Origin of the sequence: Streptomyces sp. NPDC006872, from assembly GCF_040635845.1 — a bacterium.
GTDB lineage: Bacteria > Actinomycetota > Actinomycetes > Streptomycetales > Streptomycetaceae > Streptomyces.
In genome coordinates, this window is record NZ_JBEYIL010000007.1 from 120,410 (window position 1) to 133,865 (window position 13,456).

The window sequence follows — 13,456 nt, forward strand, 5'->3', positions numbered from 1 at the left end:
GCGGGCAGGGCGGAGTGGCGCGATGTGCACTCTGACGTACGCGCACTGCCTGCGCGCCCTCTCCCCCCACCCGACGTCCCGGAAGCGACGAAAACCCTTTGCCGATTTCCCGGCCACGACCTGAAAGACCGTGACCGCCGGGCCAACGAGAGGAACCCCTCCCGTGCCTGCCAATCGCCCCGCCCGCTCCACTCTCCTTCGCCGCGGCCTTGCCGCCGCAGCGGCCCTTCCGCTGCTCGCCCTCGCCGCCTGCGGCTACGGTTCCGAGGCCAAGGACGACAACGCCAACGAAAAGGTCGCTGCCGGATCGCAGAAGATCGACGGGCTCGACACCGTCAAGATCGGCTACTTCGGCAACCTGACGCACGGGACCGCGCTGGTCGGTCGTGAGCAGGGCATCTTCCAGAAGGCGTTGGGCGCCACCAAGGCGTCGTACGCGACCTTCAACGCGGGGCCGTCCGAGATCGAGGCGCTGAACGCCGGTTCCATCGACATCGGCTGGATCGGCCCCTCCCCGGCGATCAACGGTTACACCAAGTCCGACGGCAAGAGCCTGCGCATCATCGGCGGTTCGGCGTCCGGCGGCGTGAAGCTCGTCGTCAACTCGGACAAGATCAAGTCCCTCAAGGACGTCAAGGGCAAGAAGATCGCTACGCCTCAGCTCGGAAACACGCAGGATGTGGCGTTTCTGAACTGGATCGCGGACCAGGGCTGGAAGGTCGACGCGCAGAGCGGCAAGGGCGACGTCACCGTCGTCCGCAGCGACAACAAGGTGACGCCCGACGCGTTCAAGGCCGGTTCCATCGACGGCGCCTGGGTGCCGGAGCCGACCGCGTCGAAGCTGGTCGCCGAGGGCGGCAAGGTGCTGCTCGACGAGGCGTCGCTGTGGCCGGACAACAAGTTCGTGATCACGAACATCATCGTGTCGCAGAAGTTCCTCACGGAGCACCCGAAGGTCGTCGAGGCCGTGCTGAAGGGCTCGGTCGAGACCAACAAGTGGATCAACGCCAACCCGGCGGAGGCCAAGGCCGCGGCGAACAAGCAGCTGGCGGTCGACTCCGGCAAGGCGCTGCCGACCGACGTACTGGACTCGGCGTGGACGTCGATCCAGTTCATCAACGACCCGCTGGCCGCGACCCTCAACACCGAGGCCGAGCACGCGGTCAACGCGGGCCTGCTGGAGAAGCCCGACCTCAAGGGCATCTACGACCTGACGATCCTGAACAAGGTCCTCAAGGCCGAGGGCGAGTCCACGGTCGACGACGCCGGTCTCGGCGTCGGCTGATCGAATTCCCGATGAGTTCCCAGGAGGTGACGACCATGAGCACGACCCTCACCAAGGCCGCCGAACCCACCGAGTCCGTGGAGTACGCGGCGCGCCTTGACCACGTCTCGAAGTCCTTCGCGGGACCGGGCGGGCAGCAGCTCGTCCTGGACGACATCACCATCGATGTCGCTCCCGGCGAGTTCGTCACCCTTCTGGGGGCCTCGGGCTGTGGCAAGTCCACACTGCTGAACCTGGTGGCGGGGCTCGACGAGCCCTCCTCCGGCTCCATCACGACGGACGGCCGTCCGGCGCTGATGTTCCAGGAGCACGCCCTCTTCCCGTGGCTGACCGCGGGCAAGAACATCGAACTCGCCCTGAAGCTCAGGGGAGTCGCGAAGACCGAGCGGCGCGACAAGGCCGAGGAACTGCTCGAACTGGTTCGGCTGAAGGGCGCGTACGGAAAGCGTGTACACGAGCTTTCCGGCGGTATGCGGCAGCGCGTGGCGATGGCCCGCGCGCTGGCGCAGGAGAGCAACATCCTGCTGATGGACGAACCGTTCGCGGCGCTGGACGCCATCACGCGGGATGTGCTGCACGACGAGCTGACCCGGATCTGGGAGGAGACGGGGCTGTCCGTCCTCTTCGTCACGCACAACGTGCGCGAGGCGGTGCGACTCGCGCAGCGCGTCATCCTGCTGTCCTCCCGGCCCGGCCGGGTGGCGCGTGAGTGGACGGTCGACATCCCACAGCCGCGCCGGATCGAGGACGCCCCCGTGGCGGAACTGTCCATCGAGATCACCGAAGTCCTGCGTGGGGAGATCCGCCGTCATGGCCAGCACTGAGACGAAGACGACGGATACGGCGGAGACGAAGACAGCCGTGACGAAGGCGGTCACCACCGAGCTGGCCGGGGTGGAGGCGGGGCTCGACGCGCTGGACGTGGTCGTCCCCACCGGCCGTACGCCCTTCCGGCGGACCTTCGTCGACAAGATCCTGCCGCCGATCATCGCGACCGCACTGCTGCTGGTCGTCTGGCAGATCACCTTCAAGATGGTCGACGACCCGACCAAGCTGGTCTCTCCCCTGGACGTCGGACGGACGATCCAGGACGCCTGGCTCGAGGGCAAGCTGCTCGGCTACATCTGGACCAGCGTCTCGCGCGGTCTGCTCGGCTTCCTCTTCGCCCTGGCGATCGGCACCCCGCTGGGTCTGCTGGTGGCGCGGGTGAAGTTCGTGCGGGCGGCGATCGGCCCGATCCTGTCCGGTCTGCAGTCGCTGCCGTCGGTGGCGTGGGTGCCGCCGGCCGTGCTGTGGCTGGGTCTGAACAACTCGATGATGTACGCGGTGATCCTGCTCGGCGCGGTGCCGTCCATCGCCAACGGGCTGGTGTCCGGCGTCGACCAGGTTCCGCCGCTGTTTCTGCGGGCGGGCCGCACGATGGGCGCGACGGGTCTGAAGGGAACCGTTTACATCACCTTGCCAGCCGCGCTGCCGGGGTACGTGGCGGGTCTGAAGCAGGGCTGGGCGTTCTCCTGGCGTTCGCTGATGGCAGCGGAGATCATCGCGTCCTTCCCCGATCTCGGCGTCGGTCTCGGTCAGCTGCTGGAGAACGGCCGCAACGCCAGTGACATGTCGATGGTGTTCGAGGCGATCCTGCTGATCCTGTTCGTCGGCATCGCCATCGACCTGCTGATCTTCAGTCCGCTGGAGCGGTGGGTGCTGCGCAGCCGTGGTCTGCTGGTGAAGAGCTGACGTCCCATGCAAATGAAACCGGTTCATCCCGTGCTCGTGGTCATCGCCCACGGCAGCCGCGATCCGCGGCACGCGGCGACCGTCCACGCCCTGGTGCGGCGGGTACGGTCGCTGCGGCCGGGGCTGCGCGTGGAAACCGGTTTCCTCGACTTCAACATCCCTTCCGTGCACGGGGTGTTGGAATCGCTGGCGACGGAGGGCGTCGTCCGTGATGTCGTGGCTCTGCCGCTGCTGCTGACCCGCGCGTTCCACGCGAAGGCGGACATCCCGGCGGTCCTGCGGGACGCGCCGCCGCAGCTGCGGATCAGACAGGCCGAGGTGCTCGGCCCGTCGCCGCTGCTGCTCGCCGCGCTCGAACGGCGGTTGTACGAGGCGGGGTTGACGTCCGCCGACAAGTCCTCGACCGGGGTCGTGCTGGCCTCGGCGGGGTCCACGGACCCGGAGGCGATCGCGGTGATCGCAGAAATCGCGCGGGAGTGGCGGCGCACCGGTTGGTGTGCCGTGCGGCCCGCGTTCGCCTCCGCATCTCTTCCGCGCACCGAGGACGCGGTCCGCGAACTGCGGGCGCTGGGGTGCTCGCGGGTCGCCGTCGCGCCGTACGTCCTGGCCCCCGGTTTCCTGCCGGACCGCATCGCGCGGGGCGCTGCCGAGGCGGACGTCCTGGCGGACGTGCTGGGACCGGCACCGGAGGTGGCGCGGGCGCTGCTGGAGCGGTACGACTCGGCGCGAACACCGGCCCTGGCGGCTGTCGGCGCCTGAGCCGGCGACGGGCGGCAGCGGCAGCGGCAGCGGCAGCGGCAGCGGCAGCGGCAGCGGGGCGATCATGGGCGACGGCGGACGTCAGATTGCTCCGCCCCCCCATGCCCACAACGACGCCTCCGACGCCGACCGGTCCTGTGATCCCCCGGGACCGTTTCCCGAAGGGGTCGGGCCCATGACACGGACAATGGGGTGACGCCGGCTGGACCGCAGGTCGCGGACCTCAGGCCGCAGGTCGCGGGCTACGGCTCAGCCGTCTCTCCGGACGATGCCCTGCCGTGGGTCCCGGCCGCTCGCGCCCAACGCCCGTTCGAACAGCGGGGCGTCCTCCGGGACCGGCAGGGCCGCCCCGAAGCCGTCGTACTGGCGGTAGAGGTCGCCGTGCCGTTCGACTACGTCGAGGACGAAGCGGGCCGCGTCGTCCGAGATGCGCAGCTCCTGGCCGGTGGCGACGGCCACGTCCCACCCGTGCACGGCCATCTCCTTGACGATCATCGAGGCGATGTCGGCGGCGGGCATCGCGGCCGTCCCGAGCGGGACCTCGCCCTCCCACACGGCCGGGTCCGCCCAGGCCGCGACCGCGCGGTCGAGCTGGTCGGCGTACGCCTTCGCCCACTGTGGGTCGGCGGTGAAGTCGCGGGCGATGAGATCGTCGGGGAGCTGTCTGCGCAGGGCGCGGTGCTCGAGGCCGTGGGAGGTGTAGAGCACCCAGTGGTCGACCAGGGCGCGCAGGTCCCAGTCGGGGCAGTGCGTCGGGGCGTTCAGCCGTGCCGCCGGGACACCGCGGGCGATGCGCGACGCCTCGGCTGCGCATTCGGACATGTACTGATGCGTCTCGCGCATGTCGTCGTACTTCATGCACAGCACGCTAGGCAGTGCGGCCCTCAGGGCTCTTGAACAAACGCGACAGCGGCGACCGCGGCGTCGGCCAGGCGGATCAGCTCCGGCAGCGGCAGGGATCCGGGCGCCCTCCGCTCCCGGGCGAACTCGTTCGCGAGGTGCTGCAGCAGTTCGTTCAGCGGGGTCGGCACGCCGTGCAGACGGCCGAGAAACGCCATCTCGCCGTTGAGGTGGTCGGCCTCGATGCTGCCGGCGCCGCGGCTCAGGGACTGCCAGGAGGAGCCGCCGCCGCGCGGGGCACCGTCGAGCGGGACGAGGGTGACCTTGTCGCCGCGCACCGCCCGTTGTTCCTCGACGCTCGCGTACGCGATCCCGGCCGCCCGGAGCACGGCTGCGCCCTCCGCCCGGACCCGCTCGAACAACGCCTCTGCCGCCGGTTCGTCGATCGGTCCGGTAACCGCTTCCAGGGCGTTTCCCAGGTTGGACAGCAGTTTCGCGTACTGCCAGCGGGAGACGTCCGGTACGACGGGCGCCTCGAAGTGCGCCTTCTCCAGGTCGGCGGCGATACGGCGGACCGTGTCGTCGGTGCCGTGGGGGTACCGGCCGAGGTGGAGGATGCCGGTGAGCGGGGCGCCCGCGGCGGAGACGACGCCGGGTTCGACGTGGGTCGAGGGCAGCCAGACGCAGACGCCGTAGACGTGCCGGAAGCGGCGCAGGGCCAGGCGTGGGCCCTCCACTCCGTTCTGCGCGCAGACCAGCGGCAGCCGCTCGGCCGCCGTGCCGCCGCCCTCGACCGGGGCCGGGCCCCAGGCCTGGAGTGCGGCCTCGCCGTCCTGGGTCTTGACGGCCAGGACGAGGACGTCGTCGGCGCGCAGTGTGCCGAGCTCGCCCGGCCCGTCGACCACGGGGAGGCGGTAGGTCAGCTCGCCGTCCGGAACCCTGAGCCGCAGTCCGTTCTCCGCGAGTGCCGCCCGGTGCGCGCCGCGGGCGACCAGCACGACCTGCTGCCCGGCCTCCGCCAGCCGTCCGCCGATCGTGCCCCCGACCGCCCCTGCCCCGATGATGATGTAACGCATGGGACGAGCCTCGCACAGCCGTGCGCTCGCCTCCTCACGCACGTGGGAAAAGTTTCCGGCCGGATCGGCTCCGCCCTCACCCTCTCCCTTCCCCCTCGCCCGCCCACCGGCCGACGCCGTGCTCAGGGGGCCGTCAGCTCCACCAGCTTGACGACGGTGTTCCAGTTCCGGGTCGTGGCGATGAGGCCCTTGTGCACGCGGGGCCTGGACAGTTGCTCGGCGAGCTTGGAACGGCCGAGGCCGTCGGGGGCGTAGAGGTACAGGACGCGGTCACCGAGGCGGAACTCCTCGGGGAGGAAGGCGGCGCGGTCGATCCCGGCGTAGCGCTCCTCGTCGACGGGATCGGAGAAGTAGGTGACGTGGAGTTGCTTGGCCTCCAGCTCGGCGGCCGGGTACGGACAGGCTTCGGCAACCGCTTTCAGAAAAGCGTGATCCCGCACGATCACGTCGACGACGAAGCCGAAGCGTTTCTCGATCGCCGCCGTGAGCTCGGCGGCGAGTGTTTCCTCGTCGCCGCGGGCGGAGGAGAAGACGGCCTGGCCGCTCTGGAGGTAGGTGCGCACGTCGCCGAGGTCGAGCCCCTCCAGCAAGGTGCGCAGCTCGGCCATCGGGACCTTCCTGCTGCCGCCCACGTTGATGCCGCGCAGCAGTGCCGCGTACGTCGTCGTCATCCGCACACCCTAAGCGGCCGTCGTGCCCCGCGGGGATGGGCGCGGCGGCCGCCCGCCGGGTGGGTCGGGCGGCCGAAACTCCGGGCGATCAGCTTCGGGTCGGTGCCGGCGTCGACCTCGTCGTCCGCCGCATCCTCGACCTCGTCGTCCGCGGCATCGTCGACCTCGTCGTCCGCCGCATCGTCTGCCTCGTCAGCTGCATCGTCGTCGGCGTCACCCTGATCGCCGTCCCCGAGAGCTCGGGATAGATGTAAGGGGCCGCTGTCCTCCCCAGCGGTGAGACGACGGGGTCCGACGGGAGGAGTCGAGGGCGCCGCACGTCACCGGACAGCACGACGAGAAGGCTTTATCCAACCCATACCTTCGAATCGAAAGGTGGCGGCAGGGGGCTGTCACCGCATACAAGGGGGCAGGCCGGTCATGGGGAACGCAGACATACGGGTGCGGGGCATCGCCGCGCGGGCCGGCGGCTGGAGCGTCCGGCACCGATGGGCCGCCGTGGGCATCTGGCTGCTGTTCGTGGTCCTGGCCATGGGGATCGGCTCGGCGGCGGGCACGGTCGAGGTCAAGGAGAGCGACCAGCTCGGGGGCGAGACCCACACGGCCGCCCGGATCGTCGAGGACGCCGGCATCGACGAGCCGGCCGGTGAGACCGTCCTCGTCCAGTCGAAGGACGGCTCCGTCAAGGCCACCGACGCGGAGTTCCGGGCCGCCGTCACCGCGGTCGTCACGGCCGTCGGCAAGACCGGCGAGGTCACCGACGTGACCTCGCCGTACGACACGGACACGATCTCGAAGGACGGCCGCAGCGCGCTCGTCCAGTTCGACATGCGGGGCGACTCCGACACCGCGGGCGAGCGGGTCGAGCCGGTGCTCAAGGCCGTCGAAGGCGTCCAGAAGGAACACTCCTCGCTGCGGATCGAGGAGATCGGCGGCGCCAGCATGATGAAGACGTTCGACGACGCGTTCGGCGACGACTTCCAGCAGGCCGAGTACTCCGCGGTGCCGGTGGCGCTGGGCATTCTGCTGATCGCCTTCGGCGCGCTGGTGGCGGCGTTGGTGCCGGTGGCGCTCGCGATCACCGCGATCGTCGCCACGATCGGTCTGATGAGCATCGTCAGCCACTTCCAGCCGATGGACGACACCGCGAGCTCCGTGATGCTGCTGGTCGGTCTGGCCGTGGGCGTCGACTACTGCCTGTTCTACCTGCGCCGTGAGCGCGAGGAGCGGGCTGCGGGACGGGACCCGGAAACCGCTCTCCGGATCGCCGCCGCGACCAGCGGCCGTGCCGTGATCGTCTCCGGTGTCACCGTGTGCGTGGCCATGGCGGGCATGCTGTTCACCGGGCTCGCCACGTTCGAGGCGATGGGCCTGGCCTCGCTGATGGTGGTCGCGGTCGCCATGATCGGCTCGGTAACCGTTCTCCCGGCGTTGCTGTCGCTGCTCGGCCATCGGGTGGAGAAGGGGCGGATCCCGTTCCTGCACCCGGACAAGCGGCGTAGGAACGGCAAGGGAAACGGTGGCGGCCGGTCGACCGACGAGGGCAGCCGGTTCTGGACCGCCGTCCTGAAGGTCGTCCTCGCCAGGCCCGCGATCTCGCTGGTCGTGGCGGCCGGAGCGCTGCTCGCCATCGCCGCACCGGCGGTGGGCATGAAGACCCAGAACCTCACCCTGGACCAGGAGTTCGGCGACTCGCTGCCGATCGTGCAGACCTACAACCGGGTCAACGACGCCTTCCCGGGCGGCTCCGAGCCGGCCGAGGTGATCGTCAAGGCGGACGACATCAACGCCGCCGAGGTGAAGTCCGCGCTCCAGGCGTTCAAGGAGCAGGCGGTCAGTTCGGGCGCCTCCCGCGGCCCGGTCGAGATCAAGCTGCACGACGCGCAGAACATCGCCTACGTGTACGTCCCGCTGGTCGGCGGCTCCGACCTGGACAAGGCGGGTGCGAGCCTGGACAAGCTGCGCGACGAGGTGCGGCCGGCCACGCTCGGCAAGGTCGACGGCCTCCAGGCGCCGATCACCGGACAGGTGGCCGGTTCGAAGGACTTCAACGACCAGCTGGCCGGAGCCGTCGCCCCGGTCTTCGCGTTCGTCGTGGTCTTCGCCTTCCTGCTGATGCTGCTGTCGTTCCGCTCGCTGACGATCGCGATCACCTCGATCGTGCTCAACCTGCTGTCGGTGGGCGCGGCCTACGGCATCCTCGTCGCCGTCTTCCAGCACGGCTGGGGGGCGTCGCTGGTGGGCGCGGAGGGCGTCGGCGCGATCATCACCTGGCTGCCGCTGTTCCTCTTCGTGATCCTGTTCGGCCTGTCGATGGACTATCACGTGTTCGTCGTCTCGCGGATCCGCGAGGCGCGGCTGCGGGGCCGCAGCACGAACGAGGCCATCAAGCACGGTGTGGTCACCACGGCGGGTGTGGTCACCAGCGCCGCCGTCATCATGGTCGCCGTGTTCGCGATCTTCGGAACGCTGTCCATGCAGTCCATGAAGCAGATGGGCGTGGGCCTGGCCGCCGCGGTCCTGATCGACGCGACGATCATCCGGGGTGTGCTGCTCCCGGCCGTGATGGCGCTGCTCGGCGAGCGCAACTGGTATCTGCCGAAGTGGCTGCACTGGCTGCCCGACCTCACGCACGACGAGTCGTCGGAGGCGATCGCGACGTCGACGACGGCGACGACGCGGGACGACGACGGCGAGCGGCTGACGGTCTGACGCCTCCACGCCACATGCCCACAAATCTTTGAACCTCTGAGCCCTCAGTGCTTCCACAACCCGCCTGACCCAAGGGCCCGTTGACCTCCCGGGGGAGTCAACGGGCCCTTGGCGCATCCTCGTTCGCGGGTCAATCGGGGAGTTCGGCCTCGATCAGGTCCGCGGCCCGGCGGGTGCCGCCCTCGTCCGCCATGTCGGCCTGGATGCTCTTGAGCCGACGGGCGACCTCCGGGTCGTCGACGAGGGCGAGGGCGGCCTTCCGCAGGGCCTCGGCGGTCGCCTCCGAGGTGGGGACGCGGCGGGCCACGCCGAGCCCCTCCAGCACGTCCGCGTTGCCGAACTGGTCCACGGCCTGCGGTACGGCGATCATCGGTGTGGCCGTGGCCAGCCCCTCCTGACTGCCGCCCGCGCCGGCGTGTGTGACGAACAGGTCGGCCTGCCTCAGGATCGTCAACTGCGGTACCCAGGACCGTACTTCGACGTTGTCGGGTACGGCGCCCAGCACGGCCGCGTCGACGTGCCGGCCGATCTGCAGCACGAGGTGCCAGCCGGGCAGCTCGCCGAAGGCCTTCACGCACTCCCGGTAGAAGTCCGGCCGGTCGGTGAAGGTGGAGCCCAGGGAGACGAGCACGACCTTCTCCGCGTCGGCGGGCCGCGTCCACTCGCCCTCGGCGGAGCGGTCGCCCTGGCAGGCGCCGACGAACGTGTAAACGCTTTCGTCGACCCGGTCGGCGTGCGGCTGGAGTGCCCTGGGGATCAGCACGAGGGAACGGGCGGGACGGCCGGCGAAGGGATCGGGGTGTTCGGTGATCCCGTTCTCCTCCAGCCAGAAACGGAAACGGGCGTAGTAAGCCTTTCCGCGTTCCGTCTTCCGCGGCTCGGCCCACAGCGGTTCGGCGACCTCCTCCTCGTAGCCCTCCCAGGCGACGAGGTTGGGCGAGAGGGAGATCACGGGGACGCCCCAGCGGTGGGCGAGGACGCGGGCCGGGTAGGAGGTGATGTCGTGCAGCACCAGGTCCGGCTCGTCCCCGTCATAGGCCTCGATCAGCTGGGGCAGCGCCTGGACGGCGTCGGCCAGGAAGGGTTCCACGTTGTCCAGGAGGGTGCTCCCCCAGGCGCTGGGGTCGTCGTCGGGCGCGGGCAGCGTCGAGCGCCACGGCTTCACCTCGGCGCCGGTGCCGGCGACCTTCTCGGCGAAGACGGGCGGGATCGCGTACGTCACCCGGTGCCCGCGCGCGACGAGCTCGCGGATCACCTCGAGGCTCGGGTTCACGTGGCCGTGGGCGGCGATGGAGAACATGGCGATGTGGGCGGGGTGACCTGTCATGACTTCGACGGTAGGCGAGACGAAACGTCTCGTGCAACTTCAATAACGTGAGTCAGCTGCCGGGACAGCGCTCGTCGGACCCCTCGACGCTCCGGCCGCGCGCGTCCGTCACCGTCACGGTCACCGTCTCGGCTCCGGCGTCGAGCGTGCGCCGCGCCTCGACGGCGGTGCAGATCAGCTGCGCCATCGCGAGATCGTCCAACTCCCTGCTGTCATAAGGAAGTCGGATCGAGACGTCGCCGTTCTGCGCGTTCACCGACACGGCCACGGTCAGCGACTGCGCAGCCTCGGCCTTGGCCTCGGCGGCCGACTCCTCGGACCCAACGGCGTCGAAAGGAGTGCTCGGGTCACGGGTCGGGACAGGTGTCGGGGCGAGTTTCATCGGGGGCAGCAGTGTGGTCAGCCCTGCCGCCCGCTCCGCTTCCGTCGGTCCCACGAGGAGGCTCAGCACGGCCGGCCGGACGTCGACCACCGCGTCGGTGGTGCGGGGGACGGCGATCAGGGCGCCGTCGTGGACGAAGTAGATCCGTAGCGTCGGCGCGATCCCGTGCGCGGGTCCGCCCGCCTCCACCACGCCGGTCGTGGGAATGCCGCAGGAGACCAGCGTGCACAGGGCCGGAACGCACAGCAGCACGGCTCGGCGCAGGGATCGGCGCAGGGCTCGGGGCAAGGCAGGGCGCAGGGCGCGGGGCAAGGCTGGGCGCAGGACGCGGCGCGAGGCGCGGCGTGAGGCTCGGCGGGCGACCTTCACGGTCGTGCCTCCTGCCCCGACTCGTCCCGCCGCAGAGGGAGTTCGACGGTGAAGACGGCCCCGCCCTCCGGCCGGTTCGCCGCCCGGACGGCGCCGCCGTGCATCCGGACGTTCTCCTCGGTGATCGCCAGCCCCAGGCCGCTGCCCTCGGTCCGGGACCGGGCGGCGTCCGACTTGTAGAAACGCTCGAAGACATGGGGCAGCACGCTGTCGGGGATGCCGGGCCCGGCGTCCAGCACCTCGATGACCGCCCATCGCTCGGCGCCGGGCCGATCGTCCTCGTACAGACGCAGTCGCACGGGGCGGGCGCCGTGCCGCAGGGCGTTGCCGACCAGGTTGGCGACGACGACGTCGAGGCGGCGTGGGTCGACGCGGCCGCGCAGCGCGTCCGGCTGCGGCAGCCGGGCGTCCACCGTGTCGGTCCAGCCGCGGGAGGCGAGGGTGCGCCGGAGGGATTCGGCGAGGTCGATCTCGTCCAGGTGCAGCACGGCGGCGCCCGCGTCGAAGCGGGAGATCTCCATCAGGTCGTCCACGAGTCGGGCGAGTTTCACGGTCTCCTCGCTGATCAGCCGGACCGCGGTGGCGGTGTCGGGGTCGAGGCCGGCGGCGTCCTCGTCGAGGACGTCGGTGACGGCCGACATGGCGGCCAGCGGAGTGCGCAGCTCGTGCGAGACGTCCGCGGCGAAGCGACGGGCCCGGGCCTCCATGCCGCGCAGTTCGGCAACCGTTTCCTCCAGGGCGGCGGCGGTCTCGTTGAACGTGTGCGACAGCTCGGCGAGTTCGTCGGAGCCGTTGACGGCGAGCCGGGTGTCCAGTCGGCCCTCGGCGATGCTGCGGGTGGCGTGGCGCAGCGCGCGTACGGGCCGCAGCACCCCGCGGGCGGCGAGCAGCGCGAGCAGCACGGCGAGGACCAGGGCGGGGACGGCGGCCCGCTGCACGGCGGTGACCAGGGCGTCGACGTAGGCCTGTTCGGTGGTCTGCGGGACCGTCAGGAACACCTGGAGGCCGGAGAGGGGCCAGTTGGGCGACGTGGCGGAGGTGAAGGCGACCGACATGCCGACGACGAGGGCGGTGTGGTCGGCGCGGTTCACCCGCTGGAAGACGGTGGCGGACTTGGCGTCGACGGCCCTGCGCAGGGCGGGCGTCAGCTCCTCGAACGGGTCGCCGGGCTCGGAGGTGGCCTCCTGTCCGCGGTAGGCGGCCAGCACCCGCCAGGCGCCCGACGGCTCGGCCCCGGCCACCTCCGCCGCGAACCGCCCCAGTTCGGCCCGGTCGGGCGGGAAGGCCAGCTCGGGGGCGAGCCGGGTCACCTGAGTGCGCAGCAGTTCGATCACGGCGTCCTGGCTCTGCTGGAGCACTCCGGTGCGCGCCTCCCGGAAGGTGAGCGCGCCGGTGGTGGCGGCGGTCACCGCGGCGACCAGCGCGAACGCCACCACCAACCGCATGCGCAGACCGCGTGGTTGGGGTGCTCGGAAACGGTTTCGCAGGGTTCTCACCGGGCCGCGAACCGGTAGCCGAAGCCGCGGACGGTCTGGATGTGGCGGGGCTCGCGCGGGGGCTCGCCGAGCTTGGCGCGCAGCCGTTTGACGCAGGCGTCCACCAGACGCGCGTCGCCGTGGTAGCTGTGCTGCCAGACCGCTTCCAGGAGTTGCTGCCGGCTGAACACCTGGCCGGGCGAGGCGGACAGGGTCAGCAGCAGCCGCAGTTCGGACGGGGCGAGGGCGACGGGGTCCCCCTGCCAGGTGACCGAGAGCCCGGCCCGGTCGACGGTCAGGTCCCCGTACGTGTCGATCTTCGGTATGCCGCCGCCGTCGGCGGGCGGGCCGGCCGCCCGGCGCAGGACGGCGCGGATGCGGGCCTGGAGCACCCGGGCCTGTACGGGCTTGACCACGTAGTCGTCGGCGCCCGCCTCGAGACCGACAACGATGTCCTCGTCATCGCCCCGCGCGGTCGCGATGACGATGGGCAGTGTCTGGTCCAGATCGCGGATCCTGTGGCACACGTCCAGGCCGGTCATGCCGGGGAGCATCAGGTCCAGCACCACGACGTCCGGCCTGAAGGAGCGCAGCCGGTCCAGGCCGTCCTCTCCGGTCTCGGCGGCGGCGACCTCGTGGCCCTGACGGCGCAGCGCGAGGGCGACGCCGTCCCGGACGGCGCGGTCGTCCTCGATCAGCAGAACTCGTGGCATGCGCCCAGTATCCGTACGCCCTTGACCCGGCCGGGGCTCTGTTACCGGATGATCACATGAAACCGCATCAGCCAGGTCGTTATCTATTCGTTATCACTTGGGCCTGATCCGAT

The 13,456-nt window shown here is 70.7% G+C and carries 12 protein-coding genes and 1 pseudogene; 6 read left to right on the forward strand and 7 right to left on the reverse strand.

What is annotated here, in order from left to right; genetic code table 11:
* Positions 1–163: 163 nt before the first annotated feature.
* The 4 genes from ABZ725_RS21765 to ABZ725_RS21780 are packed head-to-tail and all read left to right on the forward strand — an operon-like array spanning position 164 to position 3,778.
* The gene (locus tag ABZ725_RS21765) at positions 164–1,285 is read left to right on the forward strand and encodes an aliphatic sulfonate ABC transporter substrate-binding protein (RefSeq protein ID WP_358804240.1); all 1,122 of its coding nucleotides are present in this window, start codon (positions 164–166) and stop codon (positions 1,283–1,285) included.
* An 11-nt stretch (positions 1,286–1,296) separates the two neighbouring features.
* Positions 1,297–2,109: an ABC transporter ATP-binding protein gene (locus ABZ725_RS21770; RefSeq protein WP_351909290.1), complete on the forward strand. Its 813-nt coding sequence runs from the start codon at positions 1,297–1,299 to the stop codon at positions 2,107–2,109.
* Entirely contained in the window at positions 2,096–3,019 is a 924-nt protein-coding gene (locus tag ABZ725_RS21775) for an ABC transporter permease (protein ID WP_358804241.1), read from the forward strand. The genes ABZ725_RS21770 and ABZ725_RS21775 overlap by 14 nt, the downstream gene beginning before the upstream one ends.
* Positions 3,020–3,025: 6 nt before the next feature.
* Positions 3,026–3,778 (forward strand): sirohydrochlorin chelatase, encoded by a 753-nt coding sequence (locus ABZ725_RS21780; protein ID WP_358804242.1) that lies wholly within the window; start codon positions 3,026–3,028, stop codon positions 3,776–3,778.
* Positions 3,779–4,027: 249 nt separating this feature from the next.
* On the opposite strand, the gene ABZ725_RS21785 is transcribed toward ABZ725_RS21780, so the two are convergent.
* The 3 genes from ABZ725_RS21785 to ABZ725_RS21795 all read right to left on the reverse strand — a co-directional run bounded on the left by ABZ725_RS21785 (position 4,028) and on the right by ABZ725_RS21795 (position 6,365).
* Positions 4,028–4,636, reverse strand: a complete 609-nt coding sequence (locus ABZ725_RS21785; protein ID WP_358804243.1) for a TIGR03086 family metal-binding protein — start codon at positions 4,634–4,636, stop codon at positions 4,028–4,030.
* 26 nt (positions 4,637–4,662) lie between these two features.
* Complete coding sequence (locus ABZ725_RS21790; protein ID WP_358804244.1) at positions 4,663–5,694, reverse strand: 2-dehydropantoate 2-reductase N-terminal domain-containing protein; 1,032 nt, start codon at positions 5,692–5,694, stop codon at positions 4,663–4,665.
* A gap of 122 nt (positions 5,695–5,816) precedes the next feature.
* Positions 5,817–6,365: a DUF1697 domain-containing protein gene (locus ABZ725_RS21795; RefSeq protein ID WP_358804245.1), complete on the reverse strand. Its 549-nt coding sequence runs from the start codon at positions 6,363–6,365 to the stop codon at positions 5,817–5,819.
* 35 nt (positions 6,366–6,400) lie between these two features.
* Between ABZ725_RS21795 and ABZ725_RS21800 the strand changes: the two genes are divergently transcribed.
* Together ABZ725_RS21800 and ABZ725_RS21805 are read left to right on the forward strand one after the other, a co-directional pair.
* Positions 6,401–6,613, forward strand: a complete 213-nt coding sequence (locus ABZ725_RS21800) for a hypothetical protein (protein ID WP_358804246.1) — start codon at positions 6,401–6,403, stop codon at positions 6,611–6,613.
* 172 nt (positions 6,614–6,785) lie between these two features.
* Positions 6,786–9,077 carry an MMPL family transporter gene (locus ABZ725_RS21805; protein ID WP_358804247.1) on the forward strand — a complete coding sequence of 764 codons (2,292 nt, stop codon included), beginning with the start codon at positions 6,786–6,788 and terminating at the stop codon, positions 9,075–9,077.
* A 130-nt stretch (positions 9,078–9,207) separates the two neighbouring features.
* On the opposite strand, the pseudogene mgt reads toward ABZ725_RS21805, so the two are convergent.
* From mgt to ABZ725_RS21825, 4 genes and pseudogenes are all read right to left on the reverse strand, one after another.
* Positions 9,208–10,447, reverse strand: a pseudogene (gene mgt / locus ABZ725_RS21810) (macrolide-inactivating glycosyltransferase).
* 9 nt (positions 10,448–10,456) lie between these two features.
* A complete protein-coding gene (locus ABZ725_RS21815; protein ID WP_358804248.1) occupies positions 10,457–11,155 on the reverse strand; it encodes a hypothetical protein in 699 nt (232 codons plus the stop codon).
* Positions 11,152–12,600, reverse strand: a complete 1,449-nt coding sequence (locus ABZ725_RS21820; protein WP_358804249.1) for a HAMP domain-containing sensor histidine kinase — start codon at positions 12,598–12,600, stop codon at positions 11,152–11,154. The genes ABZ725_RS21815 and ABZ725_RS21820 overlap by 4 nt, the downstream gene beginning before the upstream one ends.
* 47 nt (positions 12,601–12,647) lie before the next feature.
* Positions 12,648–13,343: a response regulator transcription factor gene (locus ABZ725_RS21825; protein ID WP_358804250.1), complete on the reverse strand. Its 696-nt coding sequence runs from the start codon at positions 13,341–13,343 to the stop codon at positions 12,648–12,650.
* Between the last annotated feature and the right edge of the window lie 113 nt (positions 13,344–13,456).

Bases quoted from the DNA above. Each gene is read 5' to 3' on its own strand.
- ABZ725_RS21770 (WP_351909290.1), top strand. From the start codon at position 1,297: ATGAGTTCCCAGGAGGTGACGACCATGAGCACGACCCTCACCAAGGCC.
- ABZ725_RS21775 (WP_358804241.1), top strand. From the start codon at position 2,096: ATGGCCAGCACTGAGACGAAGACGACGGATACGGCGGAGACGAAGACA.
- ABZ725_RS21780 (WP_358804242.1), top strand. From the start codon at position 3,026: ATGCAAATGAAACCGGTTCATCCCGTGCTCGTGGTCATCGCCCACGGC.
- ABZ725_RS21785 (WP_358804243.1), bottom strand. From the start codon at position 4,636: ATGAAGTACGACGACATGCGCGAGACGCATCAGTACATGTCCGAATGC.
- ABZ725_RS21790 (WP_358804244.1), bottom strand. From the start codon at position 5,694: ATGCGTTACATCATCATCGGGGCAGGGGCGGTCGGGGGCACGATCGGC.
- ABZ725_RS21795 (WP_358804245.1), bottom strand. From the start codon at position 6,365: ATGACGACGACGTACGCGGCACTGCTGCGCGGCATCAACGTGGGCGGC.
- ABZ725_RS21800 (WP_358804246.1), top strand. From the start codon at position 6,401: ATGGGCGCGGCGGCCGCCCGCCGGGTGGGTCGGGCGGCCGAAACTCCG.
- ABZ725_RS21805 (WP_358804247.1), top strand. From the start codon at position 6,786: ATGGGGAACGCAGACATACGGGTGCGGGGCATCGCCGCGCGGGCCGGC.
- ABZ725_RS21820 (WP_358804249.1), bottom strand. From the start codon at position 12,600: ATGCGGTTGGTGGTGGCGTTCGCGCTGGTCGCCGCGGTGACCGCCGCC.
- ABZ725_RS21825 (WP_358804250.1), bottom strand. From the start codon at position 13,343: ATGCCACGAGTTCTGCTGATCGAGGACGACCGCGCCGTCCGGGACGGC.